The organism is Nocardia sp. CWNU-33, assembly GCF_046764895.1.
Taxonomy (GTDB): Bacteria; Actinomycetota; Actinomycetes; order Mycobacteriales; family Mycobacteriaceae; genus Nocardia.
In genome coordinates this window covers 51,544-68,825 of the sequence record NZ_JBKOQN010000013.1, presented here as the reverse complement: position 1 = coordinate 68,825, position 17,282 = coordinate 51,544, and the positions used below count along the sequence as shown (strand labels likewise).

Here is a 17,282-nt window from a genome sequence, read left to right as displayed (position 1 = left end):
CCGACATGGCGGAGTCCGCGATTGTCTCCCGGCACTTGCGCGCACTGTGGGCTTGTCCCGGAACGGAATTGGGCGTGGTCGGCTGGCCTGCGACCATGCGCGAGCGCACCTTCGCCTCCTGGCACTACTGGTGGCAGGCGCATCTGATCGATTGCGCGACGGACGCGGCCAACCGGGTGCCGACCCCGGCCCGCCGTCAACGTATCGGTGCGATCACGCGCTCCCACCGCATCCGTAACATCACCGGCTGGACCAATAACTATTACGACGACATGGCCTGGCTCGCCATCGCGCTGGAACGCGCCGAGCGCACCCAGGGCATCACCGAGGCGCGGCGCGCACTCGTGGCGCTGGAGAAGGAGCTGTACGGCGCGTGGGATCCGGCCCGCGGCGGCGGTATCCCGTGGCGCAAGCGATCGGACTACTTCAACGCACCGGCCAACGGCCCTGCGGGTATCGCGCTGCTGCGCCTGGGCAGGCACGCGCGGGCCCAGGAGATGGCCGACTGGCTCGACGAGATGCTGCGTGATCCGGAGACCGGCCTGATCCTCGACGGAATCCATTTGCCCTCCGGCGAAATCGAGCGCCCGGTGTTCAGCTATTGCCAGGGCGTGGTGCTCGGTTTGGAGACCGAGCTTGCAGTGCACACCGGCGAGCCGAGGCACGCCGAACGCGTGCACCGGCTGCTCACCGCGGTCGAGGAGCACATGACCACCCGCGGTGTGATCAACGGTGGTGGTGGCGGTGACGGCGGGCTGTTCAACGGGATTCTGGCCCGCTACCTCGCGGTGGTCGCGCTGATGTTGCCCGGTGAGGATCGCGAGCAGGTCGCCGCTCGGCGTGACGCGGCCGCGATCGTGCGGGCCTCGGCCGCCGCGGCCTGGGCGAACCGGCTCGATGTCGAGGGGGAGCCGCTGTTCGGTCACGACTGGAGCAAACCGGCCCAGTTGCCCGGTGGCAGCTCCGGTGCCGGGTATTTCACCGCGGGTGGTTCGGTGACCTCGTCGCGGGTCCCCGAGCGGGATTTGTCGGTGCAGCTATCGGGATGGTTGTTGATGGAGGCCGCCTACCAGGTCAGCGCTGCCGGGCTCTAGACGGCTGCCTTGCCTGCGGCTCGGCCGGCGCAGGACTGCTCGGATCGGGGCTCAGCCCTCGGACTCGAGCATGCCCGCGGGAGCGGATTCGAGATCGAAGTCCTCGGCGGGCTTGCGCATCTCTTGCCGGTAGTGCCGGATACCGAGCACCGTCCCGATGATCAACCCCACCACGAGCGTGCCGATGACGCCGGGCATCAACCACGGCACCCGCTCCAGGAAACTGCCCGCGTAATAGCCGATGAGCAGCAGTACCGGTGCCCAGATGATCGCGCCGATCGTGCTCGCCGCGGTGTATTTGCGGTGGTTCATCCCGGCCGCGCCCGCGACCATCGGGCACAGCGTGCGGACCCACGGAATCCAGCGGGCGATCAGCACCGCGAGGAACCCGTGCTTCTGCAACAACTCGGTGACCCGTTGCAGATTGCGGGTGTTGATGTACCTGCCGTTCTTCCGCGCGACCAAATGGTGGCCGGTGCGGTGCCCGATGACATAACCCACCTGGTTGCCTGCGATGGCGGCGAGCATGGTGCCCACCGAGAGCGCCCACACCTGGGTCTCGCCGGTGGCGTGCCCCGCCATCACGATGCCCGCGGTGATCAGCATCGAGTCGCCGGGCAGGAACAGTCCGATGATCACCGCGCACTCGATGAAAACGAAGGTCAGCACCACCGTCCAGACGAGCGCGGGGCCCGCCGAGGTCAGCGGATCGAAATTGCCCACTGCTAGGGGCAACGGTGCAATGGACACCGGCTCAGTGGGTTGGCTCGTTCGCCGAGGCAGCCAACTCGGTGTCGGGCCGGGGCGCCTCGTCCTTGTTCAGCAGTCGCTTCGCCACCGCGAAGATGCCGGGCAGCACCGAGATCAGCACGATGAGCAGGAAGATCGCCTCGACGTGGTCCTTGATGAAGCTGACATTGCCCAGGAAGTAGCCGAGCACCGTTACGCCGCCGCCCCACAGGATGGCGCCGACGATGTCGAAGGCGACGTACTTGCGGTAGTCCATCTTGGAAACGCCCGCCAGCACCGGCATGAAAGTACGAACGATCGGCACGAACCGCGCCAGGATGATCGTCTTGGGCCCGTGCTTCTCGAAGAATTCATGCGTCTGCGTGACGTAATGCTTCTTGAAGAACCGGCTGTCTTCCTTCTGGAACAGCGCGGGACCGATGGCCCGGCCTATCCAGTAGGCGCACTGATCACCCGCAAACGCGGTGATCGCAACGGCGGGCACCAGGACCCAGATCGATACCGGATTCGGTGTCTGCGCGGCGAGCAGACCGCCGGTGAACAGCAGCGAATCGCCGGGCAGGATCGGGAACAGCAGCCCGGTCTCGATGAAGACGATGACCAGAATTGCTGGAAGAACCGCGTTCTTCAGCCACGTCTCGGTGAGCAAATGCATCGGATCCAACAGCTGGGTCAGCGCAACATTGCTTACCGATTCTGTCGCTGCGAGCAGAATCACGCGGCCTCCTGTCCGGGTACGGCTGGCCAACTTGCTAATCGTCACGCGGGTTGTGTCACCGCGTCGGTAGCTGCCAGCGCAATTACGCGGCCCACAGTACCGGGTTCAACTGAGAATGCTGTATCGAATCTGCAGCGCCTGCGACGCTGCGTGTTCGCGGCCCCCTTGGTCTCGCGGCCGAGCAGCCGAGACTCGCGCCTGCGGCGCATGCACTTCGGCCACTCGGCCGCGAGACGGGCCGCGAACGGTCGCTCGTAAGACTCGCTCCGTGGTGGTGGGGCGGGAACGGGCCTTCCGGACGCATTGTCTTGCCCGTGAAACACCGCGAAACGTCGCTGGCCTACGCTGTGGCCTGACAGAATTGTCTATTACCGCACAACACGGAGGTCTTCACAGTGCCCATCGCGACTCCGGAGGTCTACGCCGAGATGCTCGGTAGGGCCAAAGCGAACTCCTTTGCCTTCCCTGCCATCAACTGCACCTCCTCCGAGACCGTCAACGCGGCCATCAAGGGCTTCGCCGACGCGGGTAGTGACGGCATCATCCAGTTCTCCACCGGTGGTGCGGAATTCGCCTCCGGCCAGGGTGTCAAGGACATGGTCGTCGGCGCGGTTGCGCTGGCCGAGTTCGCGCACGTGATCGCTGCGCGCTATGACGTGACCATCGCGCTGCACACCGACCACTGCCCCAAGGACAAGCTGGACACCTTCGTGCGCCCGCTGATCGCCATCTCCCAGGAGCGGGTGAACGCGGGGCAGAACCCGCTGTTCCAGTCGCACATGTGGGACGGTTCCGCGATCCCGATCGACGAGAACCTGGAGATCGCCAAGGAGCTGCTCAAGGCGTGCGCCCAGGCGAACATCATCCTCGAGGCAGAGATCGGCGTCGTCGGCGGCGAAGAAGACGGTGTCGAGGCCGAGATCAACGACAAGCTCTACACCTCGCCCGAGGACTTCCAGAAGACCATCGACGCGCTCGGCGCAGGCGAGAACGGCAAGTACCTGCTCGCCGCGACCTTCGGCAATGTGCACGGTGTCTACAAGCCGGGCAACGTGGTGCTCAAGCCCGAGGTGCTGGCCGAGGGCCAGCGGGTGGCCGCCGCCAAGCTCGGTCTCGCCGCCGACGCGCAGCCCTTCGACTTCGTCTTCCACGGCGGATCGGGCTCGCTGAAGTCGGAGATCGACGACTCGCTGCGGTACGGCGTCGTCAAGATGAACGTCGACACCGACACCCAGTACGCCTTCACCCGTCCGGTCGTCGGTCACATGTTCGCCAACTACGACGGTGTGCTCAAGATCGACGGCGAGGTCGGCAACAAGAAGGTCTACGACCCGCGCAGCTACCTGAAGAAGGCCGAGTCCGCCATGGCGGCGCGCGTTCTCGAGGCGTGCAATGATCTGAAGTCCGCGGGACGGTCGATCAGCGCCTGACCCGCTCGACCCCCCGGGGGCTCCCAGCTCATGAGTCTTGATGTGCGTGTGCTCGGGCCCGTTCGGCTGCTCGTCGGTGGTGAGCCGGTGGCAGTCGGCGGGCCCAAGCCGCGGGCGCTGCTTGCTGCGCTCACTGTGAATCGGCGGCGCGCGGTAGCCTCTGCCGCGTTGGCCGACATGGTGTGGAACGAGGATCCGCCCGATTCCTACGCCGCGAGCCTGCAGGTGTTCGTCTCGAATATCCGTAAGGCACTGCGTAATTCGGGTGTGGATCCGGCCACGGTGTTACGCACCGAATCATCGGGCTATCGCCTCGAAATCGCCGAGGAGGCTTGCGATCTCGGCCGTTTCGAGGCGGCACGGGATGCGGGTGCACGCTGTGCGGAGGTCGGCGATCACACCGGCGCCGCGCAGTTGTTCGGCACCGCGCTGCGTGAATGGAGTGGTCGCGCGCTGGCCGATCTGGCCGGGCTGCAGTTCGCCGACGGTTTCGCCACCGCGATGGACGAGGAGCGGCTGCAGGCCGCCGCGGCACGCATCGATGCCGAAATCGCCTGTGGACGTGCTTCTTCGGTGATCGGTGAGCTGGTTGCCATGACGACGGAGCATCCGTTGCGGGAGCCGCTGTGGGGGCAGTTGATCACCGCGCTATACCTGTCCGGTCGGCAGGCCGACGCGCTCGACGCCTGCCGCCGGGTGCGCGCGGTGCTGGCCGAGGAGCTCGGTATCGATCCCGGCCCGATGGTGGTCGATCTCGAGCAGCGGGTGTTGCGTCAGGAACCGCTCAGCACGGCCGAACTCAAGCGCACGGAGCGAATGGCCGCGGCGATGACCGAGACGGTCACCGAGATGCCGCGTGCGGTGCGCAGCGGCCAGCTGCGGATGGCCGACGGCCGGGCACTCGTGATCGGCCACGGCGGTTTGCGGATCGGCCGGATGACCGACAACGACCTGGTGCTCGAGGACCCCAAGGCCAGCCGCTACCACGCGCACATCATGCCGAGCCGGGCCGGCCTGCTGATCAAGGACCTGCATTCGGCCAACGGCGTCTTCGTCAACGACGAGCCGATCGAGACCGGCGCCCTGCTGGCCGATGCCGACATCATCCGAATCGGCACCACCGTCCTGGTCTTCCAGGCCGTTCAGTAGTCGCAGGCGACTCCGTCGCCATCCGGGTCGAGATACGGCGCATACCCCGGCATCCCCCGATACAACGGCAGCCTGCCCTCGGCCCGTGCCTGATCGCAGTTCGCGTAGTACCAGGGTTCCTCCGGTGCCGTCTCCTTCGGCGGCGGCACATTGTTCCCTTTCGGCCCCGGCCGATAGCTCGGTATCGGATGCGAATCTTGCGGCCCGGATATGGCGGCGGCCTGCGGTGGATCGGCAGCGGCGGTCGGCATGAGCGCCGACCCGGCCGCCAGCAGACAGGCAACGCCGAATGTAGCGAGCCCGTGGCGGTGGATCAGTGAGATGTTCACGCCTTCCATCCTGCGCCGAACCCGGTGTCTGCGCCTGATGATTCGGTCGGGGCGTCAGTGGCCGGGTAGGTCTGCGGGGCCAGCAGTTCTCACACGCTGGCGGACAGCGGATTTCCCCACCGGTCCGTGGCGGGTGGGATTGTCAGTTGGTGTGGGCTGTGGGTGTCTGCTCGATGAGGGCGGCGGTGGCGCGGTCGAGGAATTCGCACAACAGCTTGTGCTCGTCGGAGGTGAATCGGTCGGTCAGAGCGCGTTCGAGCACGATGACTTCCTGGTAGGCGTGATCGAGCAGGTCGAGGCCGGCCGGGGTGAGAGTGGCGATCATGACTTTCGCATGCAGGGGAGACGGTTTGCGATCGATGACCCCCTTGTTCTGCATCCCGGTCAACACGGTGGCCATGCTCTGCTGGGTGACTCCGCACGCGCGGGCCAGCTGGGCGCCGGACATGCTGTCCTCCCGGGACAGGGTCAGTAGCACCGTGTACTGGGTCATGGTCAGCCCGTAGCCGCGCAGCACCGCTTCGTGGTGGGCCATCAGCGCCTGCTCGGCGCGACGGATCCGGGTGCACACGTATTCCCCGACGGGCACGTCCACCATGTCACAACTCCCTAAGTTGACTCAGTTACCTGATAATGCTTTAGTTCTGAGTATCAGGATACTGAGTTGACACAGAAGGTTGAATGTGATGAAGGCTGTTGTTCTGGGCATCGATGACCAATTCCGCATCACCGAGGTGGCTGAGCCCGTGCCCGGGCCGGGCGAGGTCGCGATCCGGGTCGCCTACGCGGGGGTGCAGTACGGTGACGTGCTGGTACGTGCGGGGCATTTCCCGATCCCGCGCCCGTTCGTGCCGGGCTTCGAAGCGGCTGGTTTGATCGTCGCGGTCGGCGCCGGCGTGGACGAGACGCGGATCGGCGAGCAAGTGATCGCGCTGATCGGCGGGGGCGGTTACGCCGAGGTGGTGACTGCGCCGGCCGTGCTGGCGATCAACGCCGCCGGGGTCGGCCTGCGCGATGCCGCAGGGTTCGGGTGGGTCGCGCCGACCGCCTACGACCTGATCAACTCGGTTGCCGGGGTGCGGGCCGGGGAGAGTGTCCTGATCCATGCCGCCGCCGGTGGTGTCGGCTCGCTGGCCGGGCAGTTCGCCGCGCTCGCGGGTGCGGAGCGGATCGTCGGGGTGGTCGGCAATGCCGGACAGGTCGATTACGCGCGCCAGTTCGGCTACCACGAGGTGCTCGTGCGGGAAGAGTTCCCCGATGCGCTGGGCGAGGAGAAGTTCGATGCGATCCTCGATCCGATCGGCGGCGCTACCCGGGTCGCGAATCTGGCGCGGTTGGCGCCGCACGGCCGGATCGTGGTTTACGGCAACATCGCCACCTTCGAACCGGTCACGGTGTCGGCCAATGACCTACTGATGCAAGGCCAGTCGCTGCTGACCTACAACAGCAACCTGGCCGGCCAGATCAACCCGAAGCGGTTGGCCGACAGCGCCGCCCGCGCCATGACCCTGGTCGCCGACGGGTCGGTGCGCATCGACATCACCGCCGAATACGCCCTCGCCGACGTCGAGACCGCGATCGCCCACCTGGCAGGCGGAGCGACCCGAGGCAAGAGCATCGTCCACATCGGGTGAGTCCCGGTCGCCGATCCGGCCGGGACTCCCCATCGCGTGTCCCGTACTGGATCGGTAACTGCGCTGCCTGGGGTAAATACCTTCGGTGATCGGAAAGTCGCGCATGTCCGATCGGGTGTGCCGGGTATGGTCGTTCGCTGGTGGCGGGTACTCCGAGGGATGTCGAGGGGTGGCTATGGCTGGGCGACTGGTAGCTGTACTCGGTGCTGTCGTGGTGGGGGCGGGGGTGTTGGTGTGCGTTGAGCGGGCTGCTGTGGCGGTGCCCGAGGCGAATGCGGTGGGAGTCGGGCCGTGCGTGGGCGGTCCGATGGCCACCCATGAGCCGCTGGTGCCGAAGACGATCGAGGTGCCGATTCCGTATCCGGTGGTCACTGTGCTTCCGCCGCAGCTGCCGGAGCCTGCGCCCAAGCGGGTCGTAATGGAACTGCCCGCCGATCCGTGCACCAACCCGTGTCCGGATCTCACCGACGGGCCGGTGCCGCCACCCGGTCTGGCCAGTCGGCTCGGGATTCCGGAAGTTCTGTTGAGCCTCAAGCCTTTCCACTTCGCGGTTCCCGGACCAGGACCGCAACCGGGGTCCGTGCAGCCGCGGCCCGCTCGGGTCGATCCGCCGACCGAACCCGCCGCGCAAACACCGCAGCGGCGTGCGCCGCGAGTCGGTGCGGTGCGCGAGGTGGCCAAGCAGACCGGTGCGAACTCGGTCAACCGCACCGACAAGCGGTGGCAGGTGGACGGGACCGACCTCGGCATCATGTGGGAGAGCGCACCGGGGGAGATCGCGACCGCCTTCGGTGACACGGTCGGGCGCGGGTTCCACCCGCCCGGCGGGATGGGCACGGACTGGCGCAGCAATGTGCTGGCCTTCAGCACCGATCGGGATCTCTCCGACGGCATGACCTACGACCGGATGGTGACCGACGATCGTTGCCACGCAGCCGAAGTGCTGTCCAGTCGCAAGCTCGACAATGTCGAGGTGACCACGATTCCGACCTCCGGATTCGCCATCGGTGACCGGCAGTACCTGAGCTACATGGCAATTCGCACCTGGAACAGCATCCCGGGCACCTTCTTCACCAACTACGGCGGCATCGCCTACTCCGACGATCACGGCCAAACCTGGACCAAGGACCCGTACGCGCGCTGGGACAACATCTTCGGCCTCGCGAACTTCCAGGTCAGTGCGATGGTGCCGAACGGCGACCACGTCTACGTGTTCGGCACGCCCAACACCCGCCTCGGCGCGGTCGGCCTGGCCAGGGTGCCGAAGGACCAGATCCTCAACACCACCGCGTATCAGTATTGGCGTGACGGACAGTGGACACCGGTCGGCGGATTCGCCGCCGCCACTCCGATTGTCGATGCGCCGGCCGGTGAGTTGTCGGTCCGCTTCGACGCGGCACGAAATATCTGGCAGATGAGCTATCTCGAGACGGCGAAGGCGGCCGTTGTTATCCGCGAATCGGATTCACCGCAGGGGGAGTGGTCCGAGAGCACGCCGACGGTGACGGCGCGGGCCTACCCGGAGCTCTACGGCGGCTTCATCCACCCGTGGTCCTCGGGTTCGGACCTGTACCTCAATGTTTCGACCTGGAGTGACTACAACGTCTATCTGATGCACGCCACGGTGGAGTGATTCGCGCGAACAGTGCTGCTTCTCAGGCGAATCGGATCTCGGCAATGGCGCGCCCGAAGAGCTTGCGCCCCTCCGAAGTGCCCGCCATCACGACCGTCGCGGTCCGCCGCGCCGGATTCAAGGACTTGATCTTGCCGGTGAATTCGATCGTGCTCGGCGCATCGCTCTTCACCGGAACGAACCCGGAGAACCGCACGCTGAACTTCTCGATCGCGGTCGGATCACCGACCCACGAGGTCAGGTAGCCGGAGGCAAGACCCATGGTGAGCATCCCGTGCGCCACCACGGTGGGCAGCCCGGCCAGCGTTGCGGCCTGCTCGCTGAAGTGGATCGGGTTGGGATCACCCGAGACGCCCGCATAGTTGGCCAGGTCGCCACGAGTCACCTCGGCGCTACCGGCCGGGAGCTGATCGCCGACCGACAGCTGGTCGAAGTCGGGCAGGCTGAGCACGAGCGCGCTCGGCGGCGAGAGGCGCGCAGGCTCGGCGTCGTCGGTGTCGAGGGAGATGAGTGAGCTCTTGGCCGCCGCGGGGGTGGTCAGCGGGACGGCGTGCATCACGATGCTCTCCACCGTCTCGGCGATATTCGCGTCGACCTCGACGCCGCGGCGCGCGACGATCGTGGTCGATCCGGTCTGCACGACCGCGCCGTGCTGGTCGGTCAGCGCGAAGCCGACCAGGATGAAATCGTTGTCACCGAACTGCCGGATCGATTCGATCACGATCTCGGTGGTGAGCCGGTCGCCCGCGAGGATCGGCCGCACGATCTCGAAGACCTGGTCGGTCTGCAGGATCTGGGAGAGGTCGTACTCGGTGAGTACCGAATCGAGCAGCGCCCGTGTCGCGGTGATGCCGATGACCGAGGAGAAGGTCGGCGGCGCGATGATGCCGTCATAGCCCAGCTTGCGCGCATCGGGCTCCCGCAGGTGCGCGCCGTGCTGGGCCTGGACGGCGCGCGCGAACTCGCGGACCTTCTCTCGGCCTACTACGTAATGGTCGCGGCTGCGGAATCGTCGTCCAGCCTGCGTCGGTGTCTGCGCCACAACATCCGATTCCGGGTGTGCGATTGTCTGTTCCGTGCCCATGATCCGGGCCATGCTACTGGTCAACCGGTCCCTTGACCAGGTCAATGTGACGTCCGGCACCGCCTTGGCTCGGCCCTGCTATGGCGTCGCGGTCGGTGGATCGCAGACCTTCCAGCCATTGTCGGTGCGTTCCAGATCGAAGGTCCGCGCCGACCGCTTGGCGCGATCCGCCTCGGTATAGACGGTGGCCTGCGCGATCGCGGTGTTGTCGGTGATCCGGATCGCGTCGACGCTGTCCACCACCGGAATGTTCTTGCGCTCCACCGACAATTGGTGCACACCCTCGAATTGATCGGTCGGGATGTTCTTGTAGAAATCGTGCAGCGGACCGCATGTGGTGTCCTGCAGCGTTGTCAGGTCGCCGGTCTTCAAGGCCTGGGTGTAATCGGAGATGGCGGTGCGGACCTTGGCCTCTGGAGTGTTGTTGCGGGAATTGCTGATGAGCACCACTGCCAACGTGATGAGCGCCACGACGACGAGTGCCGCCGCGGCAAGCACCGAGGTGGGCCAACGCTTCGAGCGTCCGGCCGGCGCTACGGGCTCGGCGGCAGCCGGGGCCTGCTGCGGCTGAGCGGGTGGCGCGATGCGCTGCGGCGAGGCGATCTGGCGCGGTTGCGGCGGGCGCGGGGCCGCGGGCGGGCCGGACAGCGACTGCCCCGGGCGGGTCACCTGCATATCCGCCGGTGACGGCGCCGAGTTGACCTGTCGAGGGGTGGCGATCGGACGCGGTGGCGAAGGGTGGGTCTGCTCGGTCGGCGGCGTGCCGGGTGCGTTCTGCGGTGGTGCCGAAGAACCTTGCGCTGCAGGTTGTTTCGGGCCGGACGCGGGCCGAGGCGTGCTCGGCGGCCGGGTGATCGGGGCCGGACGGCCAGATGGCGACGCGACGCGGTCGGTGCCGGGTTTCCTACCGGCTCCGGGAGTCTGCATCCGCTGGGTCGCGTCGCTGTCGGCGCGCTTCTGGATCGGTATCGCCGTGGTCTTGGCATCGTCGGCCGGGTTGGGGACGACCCGCATCGCGACGGTCTGCGCGTCGGCGCCCGCGATATTCGGCTCGTCGGGACCGGCGTCCTGTGGTTTGTCGGTCGCTGATTTGTCGGCTACCGGGGTTGCCGTCGGCAAGGAGACGGTCTTGGCATCGGCGGCCGCGATATCCGCGGGTGCGTCGGAGGACGCGTCGCCGTCAGTGGGCTTGTTTGCGGGGGTCGCCCTGCGCATCACAACGGTCGCCGCGCTGGAATCGGCCAGTTCTGCCGCAGCGGCCGCGCGTTGTGCCTCATCGGTTGTCGCGGCATCGGGTCCTGATCGACTCGCCGAGGTGTCACGCTTGATCACCGCGGTTTCCGTATCGGGGCCTGCGGCTCGAGCGGGGGCGGCGTCGGCCGGCGTCCGGCTCGCCGAGCTGTCGCCTCGGATAACGGTGGTTCGGTCGTCACTGCCACCGCCTGCGACCTCGGAGGTGGACTTCGCGGCGCCTGCTGTGGCGGGGCCGTCGGCTTCGGCGGACTCTGCGGTGTTCGTGCCTGCGGTAGCGGACACAGATTGGATCGGACGGCCGGGAACCGTCTCCGCGTCGGGTGCGCCCGATGCCGCTGTGCCCGACGCTGCACCAGAAGACGCAGTGCTGGTCGCGGGTTCGCTCGCGGCTTTGCCGGAAGTGGATTCGTCCGCGGTCTTTCCCGATGCGGATTCGCCCGCCGCCTGGCCCGACGCCGATTCGCCCGACTTGATCGGTGTCGTTTCCGGCTCGGATTTCGGGTTCGCGTCCGCAGACTTGCTGGAAGCAGACGGGATGGGTGTGGTTTCCGGAGTTGGGTCGGCAGGCTTGCCGGGCCCGCCCGGCGTCGGAGCGTCAGGTCGGTCGGACGTTGCAGCGGCCGGTGCGGGGGTTGGTGTGGCCGGTTTCGCAGCGGACGGCACGGACGGTGTCTCAACAGTTGGTGCGGATTGCGTTCCGGTGGACGGCACAGACGGTGTCGCGGGGGTTGGGGTGGCCGGTGTCCCAACGGGCGGCGCAGACGTTGCCGTGGCGGCCGATGTCGTGGCGGCGACGGCGTCCTGCACGCCATCGGATCCTTCGGACGTGCCGGACTTGCCCGACGCACCGGAGGTATCCGTTCGAGCCGAGGTTCCCGACTGCTTCTCGGCAGCCTTGGTGGACAGGGGCTTGGTCGGTGCGGCGGCTGTGCCGCTCTGGGCGGTATCCGAGGCGGATGTCCGTTCCGCGGGCGCGTCCGGGCGCGCGGCGTCCGCGGCCTGGTCGGCGGCACCGGCGCTACCTTGTGCCGGGTTCTTCTTGTCGTTCGGGTCGGACAACTGATACCCCTCGCTCACGCGGAACTGTTGAACTCGACGGTCAGCCTAATGGGCGCACCCAGGGGTAGTCCGTCTTTACTGGTCCGTCGCGGCTTCTGCCCGTCACTGGTGATTCCCCTGTCGCCACACTTCGCCCCACCGGGTGCACAATGATCCACATGACCTCGTTCGGTGACCTGCTCGGACCGCAACCGGTACTCCTGCCCGAAAACTCCGAAGCGGAGGAGGCCTTGCTCGACAAGGTCGACCCCGTACAGGTCGCGGCCGCCCATCCCGCGGCCTCGATCGCGTGGGCCCACCTCGCGGAGGCCGCGCTGGCCCGGGGTGGCAGCGACGACGCCGCGGCGGTGGTCAATCACGACATCGTCGCCGCGTACGCCTTCGCCCGCACCGGCTACCACCGCGGCCTCGACCTGTTGCGCCGCAACGGGTGGAAGGGTTTCGGGCCGGTGCCGTGGAGCCACGAACCCAACCAGGGCTTCCTGCGGTGCGTCGGCGCGCTGGCCAAGGCGGCGCGTGCGATCGGCGAGACCGAGGAATACGCTCGCTGCCTGGATCTGCTGGAGGACTGTGACCCGCGTGCTGCGTCCGAGCTCGGCCTGGACTGAGTCGTAGTTGTTCGACCTGAACTCCCGCGTGGACGTTGCGCGGATGAGCAGTATGGACCGGCTGCACAGCTCCTGGCGGCGGCTGCGACTGTCCGCGCTGCCGATCGTCCAGTGTGCTGTCGGCGCCGCGCTTGCCTGGTTTATCGCGCACAACGTCATCGGCCATAAAATTCCGTTCTTCGCACCGACCGCGGCCGTGGTGTCGATCGGCATCTCCTTCGGCGCCCGGCTGCGCCGGTCGGTGGAGCTGGTGGTCGGCGTCGCGGTCGGCATCGGCATCGGCGATCTGTTCATCACCCGCGCGGGCACCGGGGTCTGGCAGATCGCTCTGGTGGTGGCCGTCGCGATGGCGGCGACGGTGTTCCTCGACGGTGGCTCGATCATCTCCATGCAGGCCGCCAGCTCCGCTGTGCTGGTCGCGACGTTGTTGCCGCCTTCGGCGGGCGGTGGTTTCTCGCGCATGATCGACGCGTTGGTCGGCGGGCTGGTGGGTGTGGTCGTCGTTGCGTCGATTCCTTTGCATCCGGTGCGCAGGGCCCGCGAGCAGGCCGCGGAAGTTCTTGCGGTGATGGGCAAATCGCTCACCGAATGCGCGGACGGTCTGCTCGAGCAGGACCCGGACAAGATTCGCGCAGTACTGGACTCGGCCCGCGCGACGCAGCCGCAGATCGATGGTTTGCGCTCAACCCTGGAGGGCGGCAGGGAGATCAGCAGGATCTCGCCGCTGTACTGGAATTCGCGCACGCGTCTGGAACGCATCCGGGCCACCGCTGACCCGCTGGACAACGCGATCCGCAACACCAGGGTGCTGCTGCGCCGTTCGCTCACGCTGGTGCAGGACGACGAAATCCTCGACCCGCGGCTGATCGACCTGGTCGAGCGACTCGCACAGGCCGTCGATGTGGTGCGTCGGATGATGCTCGCCGACCCGGGCGATCAGCCCGACCAGGCCGAGGCGGCGCGGGTGCTGCGCTCGGTCGCCAAGAGTGCGCGGCCGGAACTCGTTGTGGGCGCTGGGCTTTCGGCACACGTGGTGTTCGCGCAGGTGCGTTCGATGGTGGTCGACCTCATGCAGGTGTGCGGCATGCAGCGTATTTCCGCCATGGCGCTGCTGCCGCCGACGGTGCCGCATCCGCACGTGCCGCCGGCGGAATGACCGGACTACTCAGCGGATTTCGGACATTCGATCGATCTGCGAGCGTGCCGCACCACCCGCCTGGTGTCCGAATGCTGATCTTGGAGTAGTCCGCTACTCGTGTTCCCGCGCGCTGCAGGTCATAGCGTGTAGTGGTAACCGCAGTACGAGGGGTGTTGCGGTGCACCACTTCGCACGACTGTGCACGCTCAACCGGCCATTCGGTGTGGTGGCCGGCCGGGCCGGGCGCACCGCGGTCGGCGGAGATCGGTCGCCCGGTCCTGGCATTCGGACCGGGCGATCTGCGCGGTCGATCGCGGGGCGCATGCTCGGCCCCGAGCGTCAGGTCCAGAAGCGAGTCAGGAAACTGCCGAAACGCGACCAGTCGGATGGGACGCCGGATAATTCGTACAAGGCATAGACCGCGTCGAAGAACACCCTGTTGATTTCAGGCGTGAAAAGCAGCGCGAACAGGATCAGCATGCCGAACGGCTTGAACTGGTCGAGCGAACGCCGGGTCTGATAGCTCAGCGACGGCTCGAGAATCCCGTAGCCGTCGGTTCCCGGGATCGGCAGGATGTTCAAAAGCGCTGCGGTGACTTGCAGGAACGCCAGGAAGCTGAGCCCGTACCAGAACGCGGGATGGGACTGCGCGCTGCCGAGCAGGCGCACGATCACCAGCAGCACGACCGCGCAGAACGCGTTCGTCGCAGGCCCTGCGCCGCTGATGAGTCGCTGGGTGCGCGGGCTGAAGTCGGCTGCTCGCACGTAGACCGCGCCACCGGGCAGGCCGATGCCGCCGAGTGCGATGAACACCATCGGCAGCACGATCGACAGCAGTGGGTGGCTGTATTTGAGTGGATTCAGCGTGAGGTAGCCGCGCAGCTCGACCTCGTTGTCGCCCGCCCGCCATGCCGTGAAGGCGTGTGCGAACTCGTGCAGGCAGACGGTGATGATCCAGCCGAACAGCACCAACACGAACACGCCGAACTTCGCCCGCGTCGAATCGAGTTCGGCGCCCCAGGCCAAGACGCCGCCTGCCACGGTGATCGCGATGACGAGCAGGAAGATAGGGCTCGGCCGGACTGCGCCGAGACCGGAGCGCCGACCCTTGGGGAACGAACGGTTCATCGGACCAATAGCCAGGGTTCGTGATGTCGATAGAACGTCGAGCGCGGTACGACGCGGTCGTTGGCGATGCCGTCACGGGTCACCACCGCACCGGGGGTGCCGAGCTGTGCGGCACGGCCCGCCACCCAGCGGCGCTTGCGTATGCCCTTCCGGGCGGCAGCACGAACGCCGGGCATCTCCAGCGTCGGCGAAATGTGCATGGCCTTCACTGTGCCGGAGAACAGCAAGGTGTCGTCCACGTAGGCCTCGCCCTCCAGCTTGTCGCCGCCGGGGCCGGTGATCGTCGCGCGACCGACCAGCACGGTGCCGGTGTCGTCGCGGATCAGCGGCGTTTCCTTGGCCCTGCCCGCCAGTGCCCGCTTGGCCGCCGCATTGCCGGTGCCGGTCTGGTAGGCGCGGGAGCCGTAGGTCTTGTCGACCGGCACGTAACCGATCTCCACGTGCAACCGTTCGGTCCGCATCAAGTGGGTCAATACTGCGGCGAGTGCGGCATCGGCGCCGAGCACGATCAGCCGGGGCAGGCTGTCGGCGGCGAGCACGGGCAGCAGCCCATCGATGTGGCCGGTATCCGGAATGGCAGAGGTCTGGGAGTTCGGTAACGACGCGAGAGCGATGGGTACCGGTGCGCCGTCGCAACGGAGAACGTGGGTACTCAAACTGCGGTACACCCTCCTGGTCCGGCCGACGACCGTCGGTTTCCGCGAACCCCCTGCTTTTGGTCCGCTTCGGGTGTCACCCTAGCCGCGTACGGCTTTGGAGACACGGTCGCCAAGCCTACGGGCTGAACCGGTTCGCTGCCGCCGTCGGTGCTTCGGCTAGACTGTGCTTCCGGCCACCGCCTCAATACGGCAGGTAGCTGCAACACTGGGCTTTTCCCGCCCCGCCGACTTCGTCGGCTGCCATCCCCCGGGGTGTTGCGCGTCGAACCGTAGGAGACGAGACAATGCCGGCAATCGTCCTGATCGGCGCCCAATGGGGCGACGAGGGTAAGGGCAAAGCAACCGATCTGCTCGGTGGCAGGTTGCAATGGGTGGTCCGGTACCAGGGCGGCAATAACGCCGGCCATACCGTGGTGTTGCCCAACGGCGACAAGTTCGCGCTGCACCTGATTCCCTCCGGCATCCTCACCCCCGGCGTGACCAATGTCATCGGCAACGGCGTCGTCGTCGATCCCGGCGTGCTGCTCGCGGAGCTGGCCGGACTGGAGGAGCGCGGCGTCGACACCTCGGGTCTGCTGCTCTCGGCCGACGCGCACCTGATCATGCCGTACCACGTGGCCATCGATAAGGTCACCGAGCGCTTCCTCGGCAACAAGAAGATCGGCACTACCGGTCGCGGCATCGGCCCGTGCTATCAGGACAAGGTTGCCAGGGTCGGCGTCCGGGTTGCCGACGTACTCGACGAGAAGATCCTCACCCAGAAGGTCGAAGCGGCGCTGGAGTTCAAGAACCAGGTTCTGGTGAAGATCTACAACCGTCGCGCGCTCGATCCGCAGCAGGTTGTCGACGAGGTGCTGGAGCAGGCGGAGAGCTTCTCCCACCGCATCGCCGACACCCGACTGCAGCTGAATCTAGCCCTGGAACGGGGTGAGACCGTGCTGCTCGAGGGTTCGCAGGGCACCTTGCTCGATGTCGACCACGGCACTTACCCGTACGTGACCTCGTCCAACCCGACCTCGGGCGGCGCTGCCGTCGGCGCGGGCGTCGGGCCCAACAAGATCAACACGGTGCTCGGCATCCTCAAGTGCTACACCACCCGCGTCGGCTCGGGCCCGTTCCCGACCGAGCTGTTCGACAACTACGGTGAGTTCCTGGCCAAGCAGGGCGGCGAGGTCGGCGTGACCACCGGCCGGGCCCGCCGTTGCGGCTGGTTCGATGCGGTCATCGCCCGCTACGCGACCCGGGTCAACGGCGTCACCGACTTCTTCCTCACCAAGCTCGATGTGCTCTCCAGCCTGGAGACCGTGCCGATCTGCGTCGCCTATGAGATCGACGGCGAGCGGGTCGAGCAGATGCCGACCACGCAGACCGAATTCCATCACGCCAAGCCGATTTACGAAGAAATGCCCGGCTGGTGGGAAGATATTTCGCAGGCCGAGACGTTCGAGGAGCTGCCCGCCAACGCGCAGGCATACGTGCTGCGGTTGGAGGAACTCTCCGGTGCACGTATTTCGTGCATCGGTGTCGGCCCGGGTCGTGATCAGACCATTGTCCGCCACGACGTGTTGGCCTGAGCGGCTGACCGGTCTGTAATCGGTTCGGCGCGGTGTGGGCT

The 17,282-nt window shown here is 66.9% G+C and carries 16 protein-coding genes; 8 read left to right on the top strand and 8 right to left on the bottom strand.

Features of this window, described 5'->3' with window-relative positions; translation table 11 throughout:
• Positions 1 to 5 precede the first annotated feature (5 nt).
• Positions 6 to 1,094, top strand: a complete 1,089-nt coding sequence (locus tag ACLMAL_RS19595; RefSeq protein WP_412000475.1) for a glycoside hydrolase family 76 protein — start codon at positions 6 to 8, stop codon at positions 1,092 to 1,094.
• A gap of 51 nt (positions 1,095 to 1,145) precedes the next feature.
• On the opposite strand, the gene ACLMAL_RS19590 is transcribed toward ACLMAL_RS19595, so the two are convergent.
• Together ACLMAL_RS19590 and ACLMAL_RS19585 are read right to left on the bottom strand one after the other, a co-directional pair.
• Entirely contained in the window at positions 1,146 to 1,829 is a 684-nt protein-coding gene (locus ACLMAL_RS19590; protein WP_412000389.1) for a DedA family protein, read from the bottom strand.
• Positions 1,830 to 1,848: 19 nt separating this feature from the next.
• On the bottom strand, positions 1,849 to 2,499 hold the full coding sequence (locus ACLMAL_RS19585) for a DedA family protein (RefSeq protein WP_412000474.1): 651 nt from the start codon (positions 2,497 to 2,499) through the stop codon (positions 1,849 to 1,851).
• A gap of 458 nt (positions 2,500 to 2,957) precedes the next feature.
• On the opposite strand from ACLMAL_RS19585, the gene fbaA reads away from it, so the two are divergent.
• Positions 2,958 to 3,992, top strand: a complete 1,035-nt coding sequence (gene fbaA, locus ACLMAL_RS19580; protein WP_412000388.1) for a class II fructose-bisphosphate aldolase — start codon at positions 2,958 to 2,960, stop codon at positions 3,990 to 3,992.
• A gap of 30 nt (positions 3,993 to 4,022) precedes the next feature.
• Positions 4,023 to 5,141, top strand: coding sequence for a BTAD domain-containing putative transcriptional regulator (locus ACLMAL_RS19575; protein ID WP_412000387.1), 1,119 nt, complete (start codon positions 4,023 to 4,025; stop codon positions 5,139 to 5,141).
• Here ACLMAL_RS19575 and ACLMAL_RS19570 read toward each other — a convergent pair.
• A complete protein-coding gene (locus ACLMAL_RS19570; protein WP_412000386.1) occupies positions 5,135 to 5,470 on the bottom strand; it encodes an excalibur calcium-binding domain-containing protein in 336 nt (111 codons plus the stop codon). The two genes, ACLMAL_RS19575 and ACLMAL_RS19570, sit on opposite strands and share 7 nt — an antisense overlap.
• A gap of 142 nt (positions 5,471 to 5,612) precedes the next feature.
• Positions 5,613 to 6,068: a MarR family winged helix-turn-helix transcriptional regulator gene (locus ACLMAL_RS19565; RefSeq protein WP_412000385.1), complete on the bottom strand. Its 456-nt coding sequence runs from the start codon at positions 6,066 to 6,068 to the stop codon at positions 5,613 to 5,615.
• 88 nt (positions 6,069 to 6,156) lie between these two features.
• On the opposite strand from ACLMAL_RS19565, the gene ACLMAL_RS19560 reads away from it, so the two are divergent.
• On the top strand, positions 6,157 to 7,104 hold the full coding sequence (locus ACLMAL_RS19560) for a quinone oxidoreductase family protein (protein ID WP_412000384.1): 948 nt from the start codon (positions 6,157 to 6,159) through the stop codon (positions 7,102 to 7,104).
• Positions 7,105 to 7,279: 175 nt separating this feature from the next.
• Positions 7,280 to 8,737 (top strand): DUF4185 domain-containing protein, encoded by a 1,458-nt coding sequence (locus tag ACLMAL_RS19555; RefSeq protein WP_412000383.1) that lies wholly within the window; start codon positions 7,280 to 7,282, stop codon positions 8,735 to 8,737.
• Positions 8,738 to 8,759: 22 nt separating this feature from the next.
• On the opposite strand, the gene ACLMAL_RS19550 is transcribed toward ACLMAL_RS19555, so the two are convergent.
• On the bottom strand, positions 8,760 to 9,821 hold the full coding sequence (locus tag ACLMAL_RS19550) for a fused (3R)-hydroxyacyl-ACP dehydratase subunits HadA/HadB (RefSeq protein WP_412000382.1): 1,062 nt from the start codon (positions 9,819 to 9,821) through the stop codon (positions 8,760 to 8,762).
• A gap of 78 nt (positions 9,822 to 9,899) precedes the next feature.
• On the bottom strand, positions 9,900 to 12,152 hold the full coding sequence (locus ACLMAL_RS19545; protein ID WP_412000381.1) for a hypothetical protein: 2,253 nt from the start codon (positions 12,150 to 12,152) through the stop codon (positions 9,900 to 9,902).
• Positions 12,153 to 12,292: 140 nt separating this feature from the next.
• Between ACLMAL_RS19545 and ACLMAL_RS19540 the strand changes: the two genes are divergently transcribed.
• Together ACLMAL_RS19540 and ACLMAL_RS19535 are read left to right on the top strand one after the other, a co-directional pair.
• Complete coding sequence (locus tag ACLMAL_RS19540; protein WP_328406975.1) at positions 12,293 to 12,742, top strand: DUF3151 domain-containing protein; 450 nt, start codon at positions 12,293 to 12,295, stop codon at positions 12,740 to 12,742.
• Between the two features lie 43 nt (positions 12,743 to 12,785).
• Positions 12,786 to 13,898 carry an FUSC family protein gene (locus ACLMAL_RS19535; RefSeq protein ID WP_412000380.1) on the top strand — a complete coding sequence of 371 codons (1,113 nt, stop codon included), beginning with the start codon at positions 12,786 to 12,788 and terminating at the stop codon, positions 13,896 to 13,898.
• A gap of 321 nt (positions 13,899 to 14,219) precedes the next feature.
• On the opposite strand, the gene ACLMAL_RS19530 is transcribed toward ACLMAL_RS19535, so the two are convergent.
• Together ACLMAL_RS19530 and ACLMAL_RS19525 are read right to left on the bottom strand one after the other, a co-directional pair.
• Positions 14,220 to 15,008 (bottom strand): site-2 protease family protein, encoded by a 789-nt coding sequence (locus ACLMAL_RS19530; RefSeq protein WP_412000379.1) that lies wholly within the window; start codon positions 15,006 to 15,008, stop codon positions 14,220 to 14,222.
• The gene (locus tag ACLMAL_RS19525) at positions 15,005 to 15,664 is read right to left on the bottom strand and encodes a hypothetical protein (protein WP_412000378.1); all 660 of its coding nucleotides are present in this window, start codon (positions 15,662 to 15,664) and stop codon (positions 15,005 to 15,007) included. The genes ACLMAL_RS19530 and ACLMAL_RS19525 overlap by 4 nt, the downstream gene beginning before the upstream one ends.
• A 287-nt stretch (positions 15,665 to 15,951) precedes the next feature.
• Here ACLMAL_RS19525 and ACLMAL_RS19520 point away from each other — a divergent pair, with 287 nt between their 5' ends.
• Positions 15,952 to 17,241 carry an adenylosuccinate synthase gene (locus tag ACLMAL_RS19520; RefSeq protein ID WP_412000377.1) on the top strand — a complete coding sequence of 430 codons (1,290 nt, stop codon included), beginning with the start codon at positions 15,952 to 15,954 and terminating at the stop codon, positions 17,239 to 17,241.
• Positions 17,242 to 17,282: the final 41 nt, after the last annotated feature.